The sequence below is a fragment of the Aquaspirillum sp. LM1 genome, assembly GCF_002002905.1.
Lineage (GTDB): Bacteria > Pseudomonadota > Gammaproteobacteria > Burkholderiales > Aquaspirillaceae > Rivihabitans.
In genome coordinates this window covers 104,324-120,722 of sequence record NZ_CP019509.1, presented here as the reverse complement: position 1 = coordinate 120,722, position 16,399 = coordinate 104,324, and the positions used below count along the sequence as shown (strand labels likewise).

Sequence of the window (16,399 nt, the reverse complement as noted above, 5' to 3'; positions counted from 1 at the left end):
ATGTCTGCACTGCCCGGCCATCACCGCATTGGCCAGCTGCGGCTGGACATCCGCTTTGAATGCGCCAGCCCCGACCGGCTGGGCCACGGCCAGGCGCTGCAACAGCGGCTCACCGCCTGTTGCCCCAGCGCGCTGGAACATGGCCTGCAGGCCGCACTGGACGCGGCGGCACCGGGCGAAGACTGGCTGCACCTGCGCCAGCTCACTCTGGACCTGGGCAGCCTGCCGGCGGCCAGCCTGGAGCGCGAGCTGCCCATCCGTCTGGCCAATGCCTTGCGCAGCCAGCTGCAGCGGCTGGGCCTGCCCGCGCCGTCGCGCCCGTCAGCCCCCCGCCTGCCACCCGGCTGGCAGGCGCTGTGCGACTGGATCAGCCAGGGCAAGTCACACGCCAGCCCGGCGCAACTGGCCGACTGGCTGACCACGGCGCTGGACAACCATGCCGGGGCGCTGCGCCCGCTGCTGCTGAGCCAGCGCGACCCGGCCCGGCTGGCCGGTCAACTGGCCCATACCCTGCCGGAAACCGCACTGGCGCGGCTGACCACGCTGCTTGAGCCCAGCGACGCCGCTTATATAGTCAGCTACGCCCGCCAGTTGCAGCAGCGCCAGGCCGCACTGGCCATCAGCAGCGACCGCCAGGGGTTTCAGGCCAGCGTGTGGACGGTGATCCTGCACGACCTGCTGGCCAGCCACGGCTCAGAATTCAACCGGCGCAGCTTTGTGGTCGCCACCCTGCGCCGGCTGGCGCAGCGCTACCGGCTGGACTACGCCGTGCTGCTGGCGCAACTGACCGCCCATCTGGAACAACAGCTGCAACGCGCCGGCCAGCGCAGTGGCCTGCTCACCCTGCTGTACGCACTGGGGCGCAGCCTGCACGCCACGCCTACCGCCGAAGCAGCAGACACCGCGCTCGGCCAGCAGCGCTGGCAGGCGCTGCGCCAGTGGCTGGAACACGGTGCGCTCGCCCGGCAAACCCGCCTGCAGCCCGCCGCGCTGGTGACTGCCGCGCTGACCTACACACCAGCCAGCTTGCGCCAGCTGCTGTACGCCAGCGCCGCGCAGCCCGTCAGCGTCCGGCTGGCCAGCCAGTTGCCGGAAGCGCTGCTGGGCCAGCTGGTGCAACTGCTGCAACCCAGCCATGCCGACGCCATCGTCGGCTACGCCCGGCAGCTGCGCCAGCGCCAGCAACAACAGGCGCTGGTCCGCAGCGATGCCGCCGGGTTTCACACCACGCTGTGGTCGGTGATCCTGCACGACCTGCTGGTCAGTCATGGCTCGGAGTTCAACCGGCGCAGTTTCATCGCCGCCACCCTGCGCCGCATCGCCCGGCATTACCAGGTGGACTACGCCGAACTGCTGCAGCAGCTGACCGCCACCCTGCAAGACTGGCAAACCCGTGCCGGCCAGCACGGCAGCCTGCTCGACACGCTGGAACACCTGGCGCTGGCCGATGGCGTGACGCGGCAAAGCCCGGCCCAGCACGACAGCGCAGCAGTCTGTGCCCACCTGCGCGGCCACGCCGACCGGCACACTCCGGCACTGGCCGGGCTGCTGGCCCAGCTGGCGCACAGCCAGCCAGCCCACCTGGCGGCCTTGCTGCGCGCCGAACTGGCCCACCCAGCCGCCCGCCGCCGTCTGCTGCGCAGCCTGAACCCGGCCCAGCGCAAGCCGCTGTGGCGCTGGCTGGGCCTGTCACTGTCGCGCCAACGCCAGCATCAGCAGCTGGCCAGCTGGCTTGGCACCAGCGCCTGGGCCGCCCCACTGCAGGCAGACTGGCTGGCCGACGCCTGTCTGGCGGTATGGAGTACCGTCCCGGCCACGCTCTCCGCCAGCGACTGGCTGACGCAGCTGTGGCCAGCGCTGGCGGCCATCAGCGGCCAGCCGCCGCGCCTCTGGCTGACCGCCGCCTATGCGCAGGCCCGGCAAGCGCGTCCCGCCGGGCCGCTGTGGGAGGGCTTGCAGCAGCACTGGCATGCCGCCCTGACGGGCGACGCCAGCGCCTGGACACGCCACCTGGCCGCCATGCACCAGCGCTGGCCATCACCAGCCAGCGCACCAGACCCCCGCCCTGCATCGCTGGCCCCGACACTGGCCAGCGGCCATCCCGCCAGCCGGTATCAGACGCTGGCCCACGCGCTGGCCACGCCCGATGGCGCAGCCCGGCTTGACCCCCACTGGCTGCGCCAGAGCTTGCCGTCTCTGCTTCCCGATCTGGCCCGCCTTCCCGCCGAGGCACACGCGCCGCTGTGGGCGCGCCTGGCCCCCGGCGTGGACTGGCGGCAGCTGACCCGCCAGCTGGCGCTGCCCCCCGCCCAGCTCAGCCCCTGGGTGGCGCACGCCTGGCTGCACGGCTGGTCGCGGCCCCGGCTGGCACAGGCGCTGGCCTTGCACCTGCTGCGCGACTACGCTGACGTGCTGGCCGCGTTAAACGGTGAAGCAGCACCAACACGCCCTCTACCACCACCGGCTGCCAGCAGTCCGCCGTCTGCCGCCGACGAACGCGCCGCCTTGTACCGCTGGCTGGAGCATGGCCAATGGCCTGTGGTCGGCACCCGCTCGCCCGACCCGGCGCGACGCCTGTTGCGCCAGCTGCAGCGCGCCGATGGTGCCGCATGGCTGGCGCAACTGCGCCCGCTACTGGGCCGACCTGATGTGCAACAGCGTCTGCTGGCCAGCCTGCCGCCTGCGCCGTTGCTATGCCTGTGGCAACAGCTACACCCCGGTCTGAGCCGTGTGCTGGCTGACTGGTGGCGGACCGCACAGGCGCTGGCGCAGCACCCGCTCCTTAGCCCACCGGCGCGGCGGCACTGCCTGGCGTTGCACGGCCAGATGGCCCTGGCTCAGCTCAGCCAGACCGGACCGCCCTCCGCCGAAGCGTGGCTGGAGCAGATCAGTGCCAGCCTGGCCGGGCCGCTGGGGCTGACGCAGGCGGCGTACCGTCAGGCCATGGCGGACACGGCCAGCCAGCAGGGCGGCGCGGCCACAGCACCGTTTCGCGCCTGGCTGGCAGAGCACACCGCGCAGCCAGACGCAGACGCAGATGCCGCTGCGGCAACCCCAGCCACCCACGCGCCCCGGCCAGGCCCGATCTATCGCCCCCCGCCGGACGCGCCTGCCCCGGCAAAGCCAAGCGCACCCGTGGCACTGGCCGCGCTGCAGCGCCTGCTCAGCCACGGCCAGCCGCTGGATCGGCAGCAGCTGGGCCAGCTGTACGCCGTCAGCCACGCTCTGGCGCAGCGCAGCAGCGGTTGGCGACGGCACTGGCGGCGCGCGTTGCAGCCCGGTCTGACGCACGCGCCGCTGCGGCAACGACTGATTCAGCAGCTGCCGCCAGCACTGCGGCTGCGTTTGCTCTGGCTGTGGCTGCCAGACCCTCAGGCCGCAGCGCTGGCCTGCCTGCTGGACGCCTTGGCACACAGCCTGCCGGCTGGCCAGCGTCAACGTGGCATGGCGCTGGCCTGGGACCATCTGCTGGCCCTGCTGGCCGACCCAGGTCGGCGGGCACGGCTGGCACAGCACTGGCTGGCCCGCTTCAGCCCATCGCTGCGCCGTCACACAGGCCTGAGCGCCTCGCACTGGCAGCCAGCGCTGCTGGCACGCTTGAGCGCTCAGGCCGGCAGCGCCGCCAGGGTGGCGCGTGGGCAGGTGCAGGCGCTGTGGCAGCTGGCCGTGGCGCACAGCCTGCCAGCCGAAACGCCGCCACGCCCGGCCAGCGTGCCAGCGGCTGAGCCCGCTGCTGGCCGCGATGCCGAAACCGACACGGCCAGCAGCGGCCCGGCCATTGCCATCGGCAACGCCGGGCTGGTGTTGCTATGGCCATTTATCGGCCATTACTTCGAGCGGCTGGGCCTGGTGGTGGACGGCGTATTTGTCGATGCCGCAGCCCGCAGTCAGGCGGTATTTCTGCTGCAGTTTCTGGCCAGCGGCCACGCCGATGACGAGGAATCGGCGCTGTGGCTGAACAAGCTGCTGTGCGGCATGCCGGCCAGCGAATCGCCGGTGTGGACCGCCGCGCCAGACGAACACGCCACCCAGCTGGGGCTAAGCCTGCTGCACATGGTGACCCAGCGCTGGGACAAGCTGAAACACACCTCGGTGGCGGGCCTGCGCGAAAGCTTTTTGCTGCGCGACGGCCAGCTGCGTGACCACGATGACCGCCTGACCCTGAGTGTATCGCCACGCGCCTACGACATGCTGCTCGACAGCCTGCCGTGGCGGCTGGCGATGATCAAACTGCCCTGGATGCCGCGCGTGCTCTGGGTGCACTGGAGATAAAACCATGACACATCCCCCTCACCTTCACCCGTCCACCCGGAATGCGCACCACGCCCATGCACTGGAGCAGGAGCTGGCCTGGCTGCAGCACTGGATCAGCCAGGCGCTGGACAGTTATTTCCAGAACCAGCCCTTCACCCCGCCGCCCGCGCCCGCGCTGGTGAAAGACGCCGCCTACACCCAGGCGGTGACGGCATGGGGTTTGTCTGAGGCAGAGCGGCTGGTGCTGATTCTGGCACTGGCACCGCATGTGCGCCCGTCGGCGCTGGATTTGCTACTACTGACCAACAGCACGCTGGGCCAGCCATTTACCGAATTTGCCGGCTGCCCCAGCCCGCAGCATCGCGGCTTCTGGCCCAGCGCGGAAACCGCTGCGTTTTTGCTGGCCGGCCACGATATGGCGCGACGCCTGCCGGTGTACCCGCTGTTTGCCGCCGATGCGCCCCTGCGCCGGGCCGGGGTGTTGAGCTGGGGGCTGCCCGCCAGCGATGCGCCGGCATTGTCCGCGCTGCTGGGCCAAGCGCTGCAGCTCAGCCCGGAAAGCCTGAGCCTGCTGACCAGCGGCCAGCCCCACCAGCCCAACTATGGCAAGGATTTTCCGGCCCAGCGCATCACCACCCCGCTGGACTGGGACGATCTGGTGCTGCCCGGCGGGCTGCGCCAGGAAGTGAGCGAAATCATCGCCTGGATTCGCCACCGGCATACGCTGATGAACGACTGGCAACTGAACCGCCACCTCAAGCCCGGCTTTCGCGCCCTGTTTTACGGCCCGCCCGGCACCGGCAAAACCCTGACCGCCACCCTGCTGGGCAAGGCCACCGGCATGCCGGTGTATCGGGTAGACCTGTCACTGGTGGTATCCAAATATATTGGCGAAACCGAAAAAAACCTGTCGCGGGTGTTTGACCAGGCTGAGCGGCAGAACTGGATCCTGTTTTTTGACGAGGCCGACGCGCTGTTTGGCAAGCGCAGCCAGACCAATAGCAGCAACGACCGCTACGCCAATCAGGAAGTGGCGTATCTGTTGCAGCGGGTAGAAGATTTTCCCGGCGTGACCCTGCTGGCCAGCAACCTGAAAAACAATATCGACGAGGCGTTTTCCCGCCGGTTTCAGTCGATGCTGTATTTCCCGCTGCCCGCCGCGCCGGAGCGGCTGCAGCTGTGGCGCAACGCTTTTACCCTGCCCTGCCCGCTGGCCGCCGATTGCGACCTTACCACCCTGGCCGAGCAGGTGGAGCTTAGCGGCGGAGCCATCAGCAATGTGTTGCGCTATGCCGCGCTGCAGGCGGTGCAGCGCGATCCGGCGCAGATTGTCCAGGCGGATTTGCTGCAAGGCGTGGCGCGGGAGCAGCGCAAGGATGGACGGATTTAGTGACTGCATATTGACTGAATCACGAATCCCGGTGATAGCACCGGGCGGTGGTGCCTAGCCGCTTTACCCCCCGTATGCAGCGCCGAGCATCGCAGACCCTCAGGGGGACGTCCGGCACGGTTGTTTGAGCGGCGGCGCAGCCGACGCGAGTTCCCGGGCCGGCCCTGAGGGTTGAGAAGCGCAGGGCACCCAGCCGCAGGCTGGGCGCGGAAGTCGGGTCGCCTTTCTTTGCCTTCTTTCTTTGGCGAAGCAAAGAAAGAAGGGCGCGCACGGGGTGCCTCCCCGTCTCAATCAACCCTGCGCGCAGCGCAGTCAAACCATGCAGCCCATTTTCTCCAAGGACCGCCCCATGCTGGAAACCATCCTGAATTTTCTGCAAAAGCAACTGGCCAACCAACTGGCCAGCCGCCTGCCGTCCCGGCTGCCGCTGGTCACCCTGTCCAACCTGACCAAGCTGGACGGCAGCCCTGTCACCGAACTGGACAATACCCTGGTGCTCACCCTGCTCAATGTCGAAAAAGAAGCCGCTGCCCCCACCGTCGGCTACGGCTACAGCCCCAGCCAGATCGCCCCGCCACTGCACCTGAACCTGGACATTCTGGTGTCAGCCGCCTGCACCCGCTACCCGGACGCACTCACCCTGCTGAGCCACGCACTGGGGTTTTTCCAGAGTACCCCGTATTTCACCCCGGAAACTGCCGCCGACTGGCCGGCAGGCGTGGCCAAGCTCAGCGTCGAGCTGAAAAGCCTGAGCCTGCAGGACATGAACAATCTGTGGGGCATGCTCGGGGCCAAATACCAGCCATCGGTGGTGTACAAGGTGCGCATGCTCAGCGTGCAGGAAAGCCAGCCGCGCCGGCAAACGCCCGACGTCAGCGCGCCGGATGTCAACCTGGGCCGCGCATCATGAGCGGGGTCAGTTTACTGGGGCAATTGCGCTGCCAGCACAGCTACTTTGCCCATAATGGCTGCCCGGCGGTGCAGCTGCAGCCCAGCGATGCCTGCCAGGCCGAACTGGCGCGGCGGCAATGGCGGTTTCGCCCCAGCGGCGACGGCGGCGCGGTGTATGCACTGCCAGGTGCCGACAGCAGCGCACCATCGGCAGCACCGTTACTGAGTTTCTGGCTGCTGCGTCAGGACCCCTGGCTGGACAGCTACACCGCGCAAGCCACCCCGGTCAGCAGCGGGCTGTATTACCTGGATGCTCGCCTGGCCCACGGCCAGCCCGGCCAGCTCAACCCGGCTGGCCCGCTCAACGCACCACGCCTACCCGTCTCGCCCACCCGATTTGACTGGCCGGTCAATCCGGCGCTGCAATCTGCCGCGCTGACGCTGTGCCCCGCCACCGCCAGCCCAACCGGCCAGGCCGACTGGGGCGCGCCGGTGTGGCAGGCGCTTAGCCCAGCCGCGATGCTGGCGCAGTTGCCGGTGGCGCTGGGGCCGCTGGCGGAAGGGCGTTATCAGTTCAGGGTGAATCAGCAGCCGGCGCTGGATGCCTGGTTTGGCCCGGTGCCGACGCAAGCGTGGGGCGTGGTGGTGATTGACGCCAGCGCGCTGCAGGCAACGGCCCCGCCCGACTATCTTTTATCGCTGGAGGCCAGCAGCCCGCAATGGCGTTACCACTTGCTGGGCACGCCGCCGGTGCCGCTGGCGGAATGCCAGCTGCAGTTGCATGACACGCAGACTGGCCAGCGGCTCAACTTCAGCGCCAGCCCGGAAGACGCGCTGTTCAACCGGCCCAGCACGCTGTTCACCTCACCACAGGGCATTACCCTGCTGGCCGAACCGGGCCGCCGCTACAGCGTGCGTCTGCAATCACGCCAGGGCAGCGCGCACAGCCTGAACCTTACCCTGCCTTACCCCGCCGTTGACACACTGAACCCGTCCAGCCAGGGCGGCAGTCAGGTGGATGCTTACGTGTATTTTTAACCCGAAAAGGAGCCCGGCATGTTTGGAAGCACTGTTCTTGAAGTGGCCATTGGCCTGATTGCCTGCTTTTGCGCGGTCAGCCTGATTGTCAGCTCGCTGAACGAAGCGATTGCCTCGTTTGTGCAATTGCGCGGCAAATGCCTGCTGCAGGGGATTCAGCGCTTGCTGAATGACCCGGACGTCAACCATCTGGCCCTGAGCCTGTACAACCATGCCCAGTTCAACCCGCTGGGCAATGGCCAGGCCACCAGCAGCAAGAGCCTGGACCACAAGCCATCGTATGTGTCGCCCAGCCAGTTTGCCCAGGCAATGACCGATGTGCTGCAAACCGTGGCCAACACGCCGGGCGACCTGAACGCCGCCATCCAGCGCATCCCCAATAATCAATTGCGCCAGGCCATGACCGGCATGTACCGGCGCGCCTCAGCCGACATCACCCAGTTTGAAACCGAGCTGGCCAACTGGTTTGATTCGGCCATGCAGCGGGTCAGCGCGCGCTACAAGCGCACCCTGCAATGGTGGACGGTGCTGTTTGGCTTTCTGGTGGCGATGCTGTTCAATATTGATACATTTCATCTGTTTCAGGTGCTGTGGCTGCACCCCACCCTGGCGGAAAACATCACCCCGGAAAACCTGGCCAACGCGCACACCGCACTGGACCAACTGAGCGTGACCAGCTTGCCCATAGGCTGGGAAACTGCGCCGTTTGAACTGCGCGATGGTGTGCTGTACTGGCAGTATTCGGCCAGTCAGCTGGCGCTGATGACCATGGGCTGGATGGTGACCGCGCTCTCCACCCTGTTTGGCGCGCCGTTCTGGTTTGACCTGCTGCAGAAAGCCACCAATCTGCGCGGCATCAAGGGCAAGGCCAGCTAACCGTCCGCTGGCATCTGACAGGCCAGAAGGGGGGGGCAATGCCCGGAGCGCCGGGCGTTGCCCCATTGGCTTTACACGCTGACCATATTGTCGCGGTGAATCAGCTCCGGCTCACCCATATAGCCCAGAATCGCCTCGATCTCGCGGGTGGCATGGCGCATGATCTGCCGGGTTTCGTCCGAGCTGTAATTCACCAGCCCGCGCGCCACCTCGCGGCCATGCTGATCCACGCAGGCCACCACTTCGCCGCGCAGAAACTCGCCATCCACTGCCGTCACACCAATCGGCAGCAGGCTGGTGCCCTTGTGGATCACCGCGTCGGCGGCACCGGCGTCCAGCACCAGCTGGCCAGCCAGTTGCAGGTGGTCGGCCAGCCATTGCTTGCGCGCCAACAGCGGCGTGTCGGCGGCAATCAGCTGGGTGCCAATCGCCTCGCCATCGGCCAGCCGCGACAACACATTGGCCTCACGCCCACAGGCAATCACCGTGGCGGCACCGCTGCGCGCCGCGCGTTTGGCGGCAATGATCTTGGTGATCATCCCGCCGGTGCCCACCGAGCTGCCTGCACCGCCGGCCATGTCTTCCAGCGCCGGATCGCCCGCCTGGGCATGGTGGACAAAACGGGCATCGGCGTGTTTACGCGGATCGGCGGTGTACAGCCCCTGCTGATCGGTCAGGATGATCAGCGCGTCGGCTTCAATCAGGTTGGTGACCAGCGCGCCCAGCGTGTCGTTGTCGCCAAAGCGGATTTCGCTGGTGGCCACCGTATCGTTTTCATTGATGATCGGCACCACATTGAGCTTGAGCAAGGTGGTCAGCGTCGAGCGGGCGTTCAGGTAGCGGGTGCGGTCAGCCAGATCCTCGTGGGTGAGCAGCACCTGCGCCGTTTGCAGGCCGTGGGCGCGAAACGCGGTTTCGTAGGCCTGCACCAGGCCCATCTGCCCCACGGCAGCGGCGGCCTGCAGTTCGTGTACCGCATGTGGCCGGGTGGCCCAGCCCAGCCGTTGCAGGCCTTCGGCAATCGCGCCGGACGACACCAGCACCACCTGCTTGCCGCGCCGGGTCAGGTCGGCTATTTCACTGGCCCAGCGGCTCAGCGCGGCGTGGTCCAGCCCCTTGCCGTCGTTGGTGACCAGGCTGGAGCCCACTTTGACCACGATGCGCTGGCTGGCATGAATAACGGACTGCATAAAGGCCATTCCTGAAAGTTGCGGTGCGCCATTATACAAAGCAGGGGCGGGCTGCGCGAAGCGCGTGGCAAGCGGAGCTCCCCGAGTCGGCATCTGCCGAGGGTTACGGCACCGCCGGCTCGGCCAGCGCGCTGCCCTCGCCTTCACCCACCAGCGCATCCAGCGTGCGCAGCGTGGCCGCCACCAGCATGGCCATCTGTTCGGCTTCAATCACATACGGCGGCATGAAATACACCGTCTGGCCAATCGGGCGCACCAGGCAGCCCTGCTCAAGCATGTCGCGGAAAAACGCCAGGGCAAAGTCACCGCGTGCCGTGTCCACGTCAAATGCCCAGATCATGCCTTGCTGGCGGAAATGGCGCACCGCCGGGTGGGCTTGCAGTGGAGCGAGTAGCGGGGCAAATTCGGCGGCTTTGCCACGGTTGCGGGCAAGGATGTCGTCCTCGGCAAAAATATCCAGCACCGCCAGCGCCGCCCGGCAGGCCAGCGCATTGCCGGTATAGCTGTGCGAATGCAAAAAGCCGCGCCGGATGTCGGCATGGTAAAACGCGGCGTATACCTCATCGGTGGTCAGCACGCAGGACAAGGGCAGGTAGCCGCCGGTAATGCCCTTGGACAGGCAGAGAAAATCGGCACGAATCCCGGCCTGCTCGCAGGCAAACAGCGTGCCGGTGCGGCCAAACCCCACGGCAATTTCGTCGGCAATCAGGTGGACGCCATACTGATGGCACAGCCGGCGCGCTTCGCTGAGGTACACCGGGTGATACATCGCCATGCCGGCAGCTCCCTGCACCAGCGGTTCGACAATCAGCGCCGCCACCTGGCCGGCATGCGCCGCCAGCAAGGCTTCCAACCCCGCTGCCGCCCGCCGCGCCACCGCCTCGCCGTCTTCGCCGGGGCCAGCCAGCCGGGCATCCGGGCTGGGTGCGCTCAGCGCGGCATTCAGCAACGGCGCGTAGGTTTGGCGAAACAGCGGCACGTCGGTCACTGCCAACGCGCCCAGGGTTTCGCCGTGGTAGCTGTGGGCCAGATGGATAAAACGGGTTTTGCCCGGATGGCCGGTTTGCTGCCAGAACTGAAAACTCATTTTCAGGGCAATTTCCGTGGCGCTGGCCCCATCAGAACCGTAAAAGGCATGCCCCAGCCCCGTGAGCGCGCCCAACCGCTCCGACAGCTCGACCACCGGCTGGTGGGTAAAGCCGGCCAGCATGACATGCTCCAGCTGGCCGAGTTGGTCCACCAGCGCAGCGTTGATGCGCGGATGGCCATGGCCAAACAGGTTGACCCACCAGGAGCTGACCGCATCCAGATAGCGCTTGCCGTCAAAATCCACCAGCCATACGCCTTCACCCCGGGCAATGGGAATCAGGGGAAAGGTTTCATGGCGCTGCATCTGGGTGCAGGGGTGCCAGACGGCGCGGGTGCTGCGCGCCAGCCAGTCAGCGTTGTGCATAGGAAAATCCGGGCAGACAAAAATGGCCTTGAGTCTAGCAGTCCAGGGGGGTAAAGCAAATCAGAGGGCGATGACGAACAGTGACGAACTAGAGAGTGAATGACCCGTAGAGGCGGTGGCACATCACCTAGTAGCCAGTCACCATGATCTGAACCGACTGGCCGGTGCTTAGACCGCTATACGCTGTGGACACGCCTAGATTCCCGCCTGCGCGGGAATGACTCGGTGTAGTGCGACCAATAGTTCTTCGTGGCGCATGAACCCTCGTGTTTCAACGTGACTGGCTACTAGAGACGGTGGCACATCACCGCTTTACCCCCGTGTGCAGCGCCGAGCATCGCAGACCCTCAGGGGGACGTCCGGCACGGTTGTTTGAGCGGCGGCGCAGCCGACGCGAGTTCCCGGGCCGGCCCTGAGGGTTGAGAAGCGCAGGGCACCCAGCCGCAGGCTGGGCGCGGAAGTCGGGTCGCCTTTCTTTGCCTTCTTTCTTTGGCGAAGCAAAGAAAGAAGGGCGGATGCGAGACGCACTCTCGCCTCAATCAACCCTGCGCGCAGCGCAGTCAACTCCCGCGATGCTCGGCGCTGCATACGGGGGGTAAAGCGGTTAGGTGCAACGGTCAGGTGATAGCGTCGGGATTTATGGTGCGGTCACCAAATCCGCCCATCCTTGGCACCCCTCGCCACGTATGACTTTTTCAGCATAACCCGGCACAATGGCCGGCATCTCGGCCTCGCGGGTGCGAGGATGTTCATTTTTCAGGATGGGGTATGAAGCATTTTTCTGCACGGCGGTGTGTTCCGCCCGCACAACAGGGCCTGACGCTGATCGGGCAAATGATGGTGCTGCTGGTGGCCGGCGTGCTAGGTGCGGTGGCGCTGTCGTCCTGGCTGGACCTGCAGGTGCGCGAGCGGGCCACCGAAGCCTATAACCAGATGGAAGCCATCAAACCCGCCGCCAACGCACTGGGCCAAGAGCAGCGCGGCGAACCCTGGCCGGCCAGCCTATCGATAAGCACCCTGGGCGCGCTGCCATCAGGCAGCCGCCTGCAAGACGGCAGCTGGCAGGCCAGCGCCAGCGACCGGGTGCTCACCCTGTCGGTGCAACTGCAGGACGTGGGCCGCCACCTGGACGGACAACGCCTGTTGCTCAAGGGCTGGCTAGAGCCAGACGGCAGCGTGAACTGGGTGTGCGCCAGCGATGTAGACGTGCGCTGGCACAAACAACTGCCGGCCCCGTGCCAGTACAAGCCCACACGGATGCCGGCAGCGAAAGACTGATCGCCTGATCGGTACCAAGCCCACCCGCCCCCGGCACGGTGGCGGGTGGGCTTGCCGGGGCTCAGCGCGCCGCTTTCACTCCGCCCGCTGCCAGTACTCGCCTTCCACCAGCACCGAGCGCTCGTCACACGACACCCACATCTGGCCGTCCTGAATGCTGATTTGCAGCTGCATGCTGCGTTCGGTCAGCGCGGCCAGTTCCTGCAGGGTTTCCGGGGCGATATTGACGATGGTGAGGTTGCTGAAACGCGAGGTCTTGCCCTGCATATTCTGCCACCACACTTCGCTGGAGCGCCCGCCGTAGGTGTATAGCCACACTTGCTCGGCGCGACCACAGGCTTTGCGCAGGCGCTTTTCGTCAGGTTCGCCCAGATCAATCCACAGCTCGATTTCATCGGCGTAGTTCTTGCGCCACAGCTCGGGTTCGTCGTCGGCGCACAGGCCTTTGGTAAAACTCAGCCGATCGTCGGCGTGCAGGGCAAACGCGGCCACGCGCAGCATCATGCGTTCATCGTTTTCGGAGGGGTGGCGGGCGATGGTGAGCGGATGGCTGGCGTAGTAGCCGCGATCCATATCGGAGATATTCAGTTCAGCTTTGAAAATGGTGGCTTTAAGCGCCATGGTCGGTCCGTTGTCAGGCAAGTCAGCAAAGGCTGCGAGCATACCCGCCCAGCCGGGTGGCCGCCAGCGTCGGTATGCACCAGGCCACAGGGAATCCACGCTTAGCTGCCCCAGCTAGCGCGAAGCATGGCAGCCCCCCAGCACAGCACGCCTCACCTAACCAGACAAGGGTTGGTGCGCAATGCTTATTCTGCCTCTGCCGCGCTGACCCACACCAGCCGGCATTCACCGTGTACCGAGAGGTCTTTGTCGCTGCTGCTCTGCCACTGGCAGTCGGTTGGCAGCAGCAGGCCGGGCAGGCTTGCCAGGCCAGACAGCAGCTCGGGCAGGGCGGTCGGCGCGCTCAGGCGAAAGTTCAGCAGCAGCGGGCTGTGGCGCAGGCTAGCGGCACTGGGGTCGGGCCAGGGCCAGGCCAGCGGCTGGCGTGGGCCAAGCTGGTAGCTCAGGCTGTCCACACCAGGATGCTGACGCAGGGCAGACAGGGTTTCCAGCGCCAGCAGGCGGTTTTCCTCTGCCAGCCGGCCCTGCTGGCGCAGTTGCTGCCAGATGGGGGTGTAGCGGGTAGCCAGCGTCTGGCGGTACTGCCAGTGGGTCTGTAGCTGTTCGGCATGCTGCAGCCGGGCCAGCGCCTGCTGATGCTGGCGGCGGGCGCTGTGTAGCGCGTCCCAGCCGCACCACCACACGCTAAGGCTGAGCAGCCCGGCCAGTGCCACCAGCAGGCAGCGCAAGGGCAGCCAGCGGCGCAGTTGCGGCCAGCGGGGAAGGCTCATGGCGCGCTCCGGGGTAAGGATGGCAGGGTCAGCTGCAGCACAAAGCGGCCATGCTCGGCGCGCTCCGGGCGCAGGGTGCCGTCGGGCTGAATGTCGTGCGGGGCCTGAATCAGCGTGGCGCTCACCCCCTGACGGCGCTGGCTGGCCAATGCGTGTTCCAGTTGCTGCACGCTGTGGCGGTAGTCGGCTTCGGTGGCGGGGGTCAGGGTCAGGCGCAGGCTGGACTGCGGTCGCTGCGGCGGCGGAAATGCGATGGACCAATGCACCGCCAGCACACGCCAGCCCGGCAGTTCGGCCAGCAGGGCGGGCAAGCGCCCAAGGTCGTCGGGGTAGCGCGGCCAGTGCTGGTGCAGGGCCAGCAGGCTGTCCACGCTGTGCTGGCGCGCTTGCAGGGTGGACAGCACCGGCAGTTGCTGGCTGCGCTGCTGGTCGGCCTGTTCCAGCGCGTGGCTGCGCCGTTGCAAGGTGTGGCTGAGCTGGCGCAGATAGTCGCTGTAGCCAAACAGGCCGGCCCCTGCCAGCAGGCTGATCAAGCCGGTGGCCAGCGCAGCCTGGCGCATGCGCTGGCCGCATTGCCATAGCCGGTGATAGGCAAAACCCGGCGGCAGCGGATAGTCGCCCACATCGCGGCCCAGATGCTGTGCCAGCCAGTCGCGCAGGCTGGCCGCGCCGGTCAGGTCGGCCAGGGTGCTGCCGTGCAGGACACAGCCGGCCAGCGCCGGCAGCGTGGCCAGCTGCGCCAGTTGGGCGGGATCGGCGGCCACCAGCAGCACGCAGGGCGGCTGGCTGTCGGCGTACTGGCGCTGGCTGGCCAGAAAACCCAGGATGCGCAGCAGCTCCTGATTCAGTGCGCCTTCGTCGCTTCCGGCAAGCCGGCGGGTCAGCTGCGGGGTACCATGATGCCGCCAGCTTGCCCGCAGGCCGTCCACCGCCGGATGCAGCAGCAACACGCCATTGGCCGGCAAGGCCAGCCGGTCAAGCAGGCGCAGGCCAAGCAAGGTGGCCGAATGCAGCGACGCCACCCCGGCCTGGCTGCTGGCCAGCAGGTGTAGCCAGGTGAGCAGCGACGCCGAGGCATTCAACCCGCAACCAGACAGTACGTCCTGGCCGCGCTGGCGCGGCAGCCAGCGCAGACGGGCCACCCCGTCGGCGGCAAACCACTGGCCTTGCTGCACGCGCGCCAGCGCGCGGCGGTTGAACCAGGACAGCGCTGGCTGGCGGGTGTGGCACAGGGTTTCACTGCCCAGATCCACCAGCACATGACAGCGCAGTTCACCGCTGTGCTGGCCCAGCCAGCGCAACAAGGCGGCGTGGCCATCCGCGCTGGCGTCCAGCCGCAGCCAGGGTGCAGGCGGGCCGTCCAGGCTCCACACCCAGGCGGCAGCGTCGGTCAGAATCACCCCAAGGTTGGCCATCAGCGCCCTCCCAGCTGGCTGAGCATGCCGTACACCGGGGCCATCACCGCGCTGATCACCCACAGCAACAGCAGGCCCAGCGCAGCGGTCAGCGTGGGTTCAATCAGCGCCAGCAGCCGGTCTACCGATTCCTGTACGTCGCGCCGGTAAAAATACGCCACATTGTCCAGCGCCCGTTCCAGCTCGCCAGTGGTTTCACCAATTTGCAGCATGCGCACCACCAGCGGCGGAAACATATCGGTCAGGGCAAAGCTGTCGCTGATGCCATGGCCTTCGCCAATCAACTGGCGCGCAGCCGCCACCCCGGCTTCAATTTCGCGGTTGCCCAGCACCTGCTCGCTCATGCGCAGGCTGTCCAGCAGCGGAATGCCAGCGGCAAACAGCATGCCGAATTCACTGGCAAAGCGCGCCAGAATGATTTTTTGCCACACCGGGCCAAACAGCGGCGCGCGCAGCTTCAGCCGGTCGGCCAGTCGGGCCAGGCCGGGCTGGCGGCGCAACACCAGCCGCCAGCTCATCACCAGCGCCAGCCCACCCAGCAGCGCCGGCAGGCCATAACTGCGCAACAACGCCGACAGCTCCAGCAGCAGCCGGGTGGACAAGGGCAGGCTTTCGCCCACCGACTGCAAAAAACTGGCCAGCTGCGGCACCAGATACGCCAGCATAAACCCGGCCACCGCGCCCACCAGCGCCAGCAAAAACATTGGATAGAGCAGCAGGCGTCTGGTGTGGGCGCGCAATTCATCCTGGCGCTTCAGTGTGTCGGTCAGCCGTTGCAGCACATCGGCCAGCGTGCCGGCCAGCTCGCCCGCCGCCACCAACCCAACCATCAATGGCGAAAACACCGCCGGATGCGCAGCCAGCGCCTGCGACAACTGCTGGCCCCCCTGCACGTCTTCTACCAGGTTGGCCACCACATCGCGCAAGCGCGGGTTGTCCACCGAATCGCGCAAATCGCGCAGTCCATCCAGCAGCGGCACGCCAGCGCGGGTGAGTTGCTCCAGATAAAAGCAAAAATGAATCACATCGCGTCGGCTGACCCGCGCCGCCCAGCCATAGGCCCGCCATCCGGACTGCGCCTGCCAGGCCAGCAAGGTCAGGCCCGTGCGCGCCAGGCGCTGGCTTAAATCCGCCGGATGCGCTGCCAGCAAAACCCCGCGCTGAATCTGGCCATCGGCGCGCACCGCCCGGTAGCGAAACTGCATGAAGCGTCTCCTGTGCAA

The 16,399-nt window shown here is 66.9% G+C and carries 12 protein-coding genes; 6 read left to right on the top strand and 6 right to left on the bottom strand.

What is annotated here, in order from left to right; genetic code table 11:
• The 5 genes from BXU06_RS00490 to BXU06_RS00470 all read left to right on the top strand — a co-directional run bounded on the left by BXU06_RS00490 (position 1) and on the right by BXU06_RS00470 (position 8,449).
• Positions 1 to 4,272 carry a contractile injection system tape measure protein gene (locus tag BXU06_RS00490; protein ID WP_077296002.1) on the top strand — a complete coding sequence of 1,424 codons (4,272 nt, stop codon included), beginning with the start codon at positions 1 to 3 and terminating at the stop codon, positions 4,270 to 4,272.
• A gap of 4 nt (positions 4,273 to 4,276) precedes the next feature.
• Positions 4,277 to 5,644, top strand: a complete 1,368-nt coding sequence (locus tag BXU06_RS00485) for an ATP-binding protein (RefSeq protein ID WP_077296001.1) — start codon at positions 4,277 to 4,279, stop codon at positions 5,642 to 5,644.
• A 319-nt stretch (positions 5,645 to 5,963) separates the two neighbouring features.
• Positions 5,964 to 6,554 carry a DUF4255 domain-containing protein gene (locus tag BXU06_RS00480; protein ID WP_077296000.1) on the top strand — a complete coding sequence of 197 codons (591 nt, stop codon included), beginning with the start codon at positions 5,964 to 5,966 and terminating at the stop codon, positions 6,552 to 6,554.
• The gene (locus BXU06_RS00475; protein ID WP_077295999.1) at positions 6,551 to 7,573 is read left to right on the top strand and encodes a hypothetical protein; all 1,023 of its coding nucleotides are present in this window, start codon (positions 6,551 to 6,553) and stop codon (positions 7,571 to 7,573) included. Before BXU06_RS00480 ends, BXU06_RS00475 begins: the two co-directional genes overlap by 4 nt.
• 18 nt (positions 7,574 to 7,591) lie before the next feature.
• Positions 7,592 to 8,449 carry a hypothetical protein gene (locus BXU06_RS00470; RefSeq protein ID WP_077295998.1) on the top strand — a complete coding sequence of 286 codons (858 nt, stop codon included), beginning with the start codon at positions 7,592 to 7,594 and terminating at the stop codon, positions 8,447 to 8,449.
• Between the two features lie 71 nt (positions 8,450 to 8,520).
• Here BXU06_RS00470 and proB read toward each other — a convergent pair whose 3' ends face one another.
• Positions 8,521 to 9,639, bottom strand: a complete 1,119-nt coding sequence (gene proB, locus BXU06_RS00465) for a glutamate 5-kinase (RefSeq protein ID WP_077295997.1) — start codon at positions 9,637 to 9,639, stop codon at positions 8,521 to 8,523.
• A 103-nt stretch (positions 9,640 to 9,742) separates the two neighbouring features.
• Positions 9,743 to 11,092 carry an adenosylmethionine--8-amino-7-oxononanoate transaminase gene (gene bioA / locus BXU06_RS00460; protein ID WP_077295996.1) on the bottom strand — a complete coding sequence of 450 codons (1,350 nt, stop codon included), beginning with the start codon at positions 11,090 to 11,092 and terminating at the stop codon, positions 9,743 to 9,745.
• A 768-nt stretch (positions 11,093 to 11,860) separates the two neighbouring features.
• Here bioA and BXU06_RS00455 point away from each other — a divergent pair.
• Positions 11,861 to 12,370 carry a type II secretion system protein gene (locus BXU06_RS00455; protein WP_077295995.1) on the top strand — a complete coding sequence of 170 codons (510 nt, stop codon included), beginning with the start codon at positions 11,861 to 11,863 and terminating at the stop codon, positions 12,368 to 12,370.
• 75 nt (positions 12,371 to 12,445) lie between these two features.
• Here BXU06_RS00455 and BXU06_RS00450 read toward each other — a convergent pair whose 3' ends face one another.
• The 4 genes from BXU06_RS00450 to BXU06_RS00435 form a co-directional block, all read right to left on the bottom strand.
• Positions 12,446 to 12,991 (bottom strand): YaeQ family protein, encoded by a 546-nt coding sequence (locus BXU06_RS00450; protein WP_077295994.1) that lies wholly within the window; start codon positions 12,989 to 12,991, stop codon positions 12,446 to 12,448.
• 185 nt (positions 12,992 to 13,176) lie between these two features.
• On the bottom strand, positions 13,177 to 13,761 hold the full coding sequence (locus tag BXU06_RS00445; RefSeq protein ID WP_077295993.1) for a hypothetical protein: 585 nt from the start codon (positions 13,759 to 13,761) through the stop codon (positions 13,177 to 13,179).
• Entirely contained in the window at positions 13,758 to 15,176 is a 1,419-nt protein-coding gene (locus tag BXU06_RS00440; RefSeq protein ID WP_077295992.1) for a hypothetical protein, read from the bottom strand. The genes BXU06_RS00445 and BXU06_RS00440 overlap by 4 nt, the downstream gene beginning before the upstream one ends.
• A complete protein-coding gene (locus tag BXU06_RS00435) occupies positions 15,176 to 16,381 on the bottom strand; it encodes a type II secretion system F family protein (RefSeq protein ID WP_077295991.1) in 1,206 nt (401 codons plus the stop codon). Before BXU06_RS00435 ends, BXU06_RS00440 begins: the two co-directional genes overlap by 1 nt.
• Between the last annotated feature and the right edge of the window lie 18 nt (positions 16,382 to 16,399).

Excerpts from the sequence above, each read along its gene's own strand:
- BXU06_RS00490 (WP_077296002.1), top strand. The coding sequence starts at position 1 with ATGTCTGCACTGCCCGGCCATCACCGCATTGGCCAGCTGCGGCTGGAC.
- proB (WP_077295997.1), bottom strand. The coding sequence starts at position 9,639 with ATGCAGTCCGTTATTCATGCCAGCCAGCGCATCGTGGTCAAAGTGGGC.
- BXU06_RS00450 (WP_077295994.1), bottom strand. The coding sequence starts at position 12,991 with ATGGCGCTTAAAGCCACCATTTTCAAAGCTGAACTGAATATCTCCGAT.
- BXU06_RS00435 (WP_077295991.1), bottom strand. The coding sequence starts at position 16,381 with ATGCAGTTTCGCTACCGGGCGGTGCGCGCCGATGGCCAGATTCAGCGC.
- BXU06_RS00485 (WP_077296001.1), top strand. The coding sequence starts at position 4,277 with ATGACACATCCCCCTCACCTTCACCCGTCCACCCGGAATGCGCACCAC.
- BXU06_RS00480 (WP_077296000.1), top strand. The coding sequence starts at position 5,964 with ATGCAGCCCATTTTCTCCAAGGACCGCCCCATGCTGGAAACCATCCTG.
- BXU06_RS00470 (WP_077295998.1), top strand. The coding sequence starts at position 7,592 with ATGTTTGGAAGCACTGTTCTTGAAGTGGCCATTGGCCTGATTGCCTGC.
- BXU06_RS00475 (WP_077295999.1), top strand. The coding sequence starts at position 6,551 with ATGAGCGGGGTCAGTTTACTGGGGCAATTGCGCTGCCAGCACAGCTAC.
- BXU06_RS00455 (WP_077295995.1), top strand. The coding sequence starts at position 11,861 with ATGAAGCATTTTTCTGCACGGCGGTGTGTTCCGCCCGCACAACAGGGC.
- BXU06_RS00445 (WP_077295993.1), bottom strand. The coding sequence starts at position 13,761 with ATGAGCCTTCCCCGCTGGCCGCAACTGCGCCGCTGGCTGCCCTTGCGC.
- bioA (WP_077295996.1), bottom strand. The coding sequence starts at position 11,092 with ATGCACAACGCTGACTGGCTGGCGCGCAGCACCCGCGCCGTCTGGCAC.
- BXU06_RS00440 (WP_077295992.1), bottom strand. The coding sequence starts at position 15,176 with ATGGCCAACCTTGGGGTGATTCTGACCGACGCTGCCGCCTGGGTGTGG.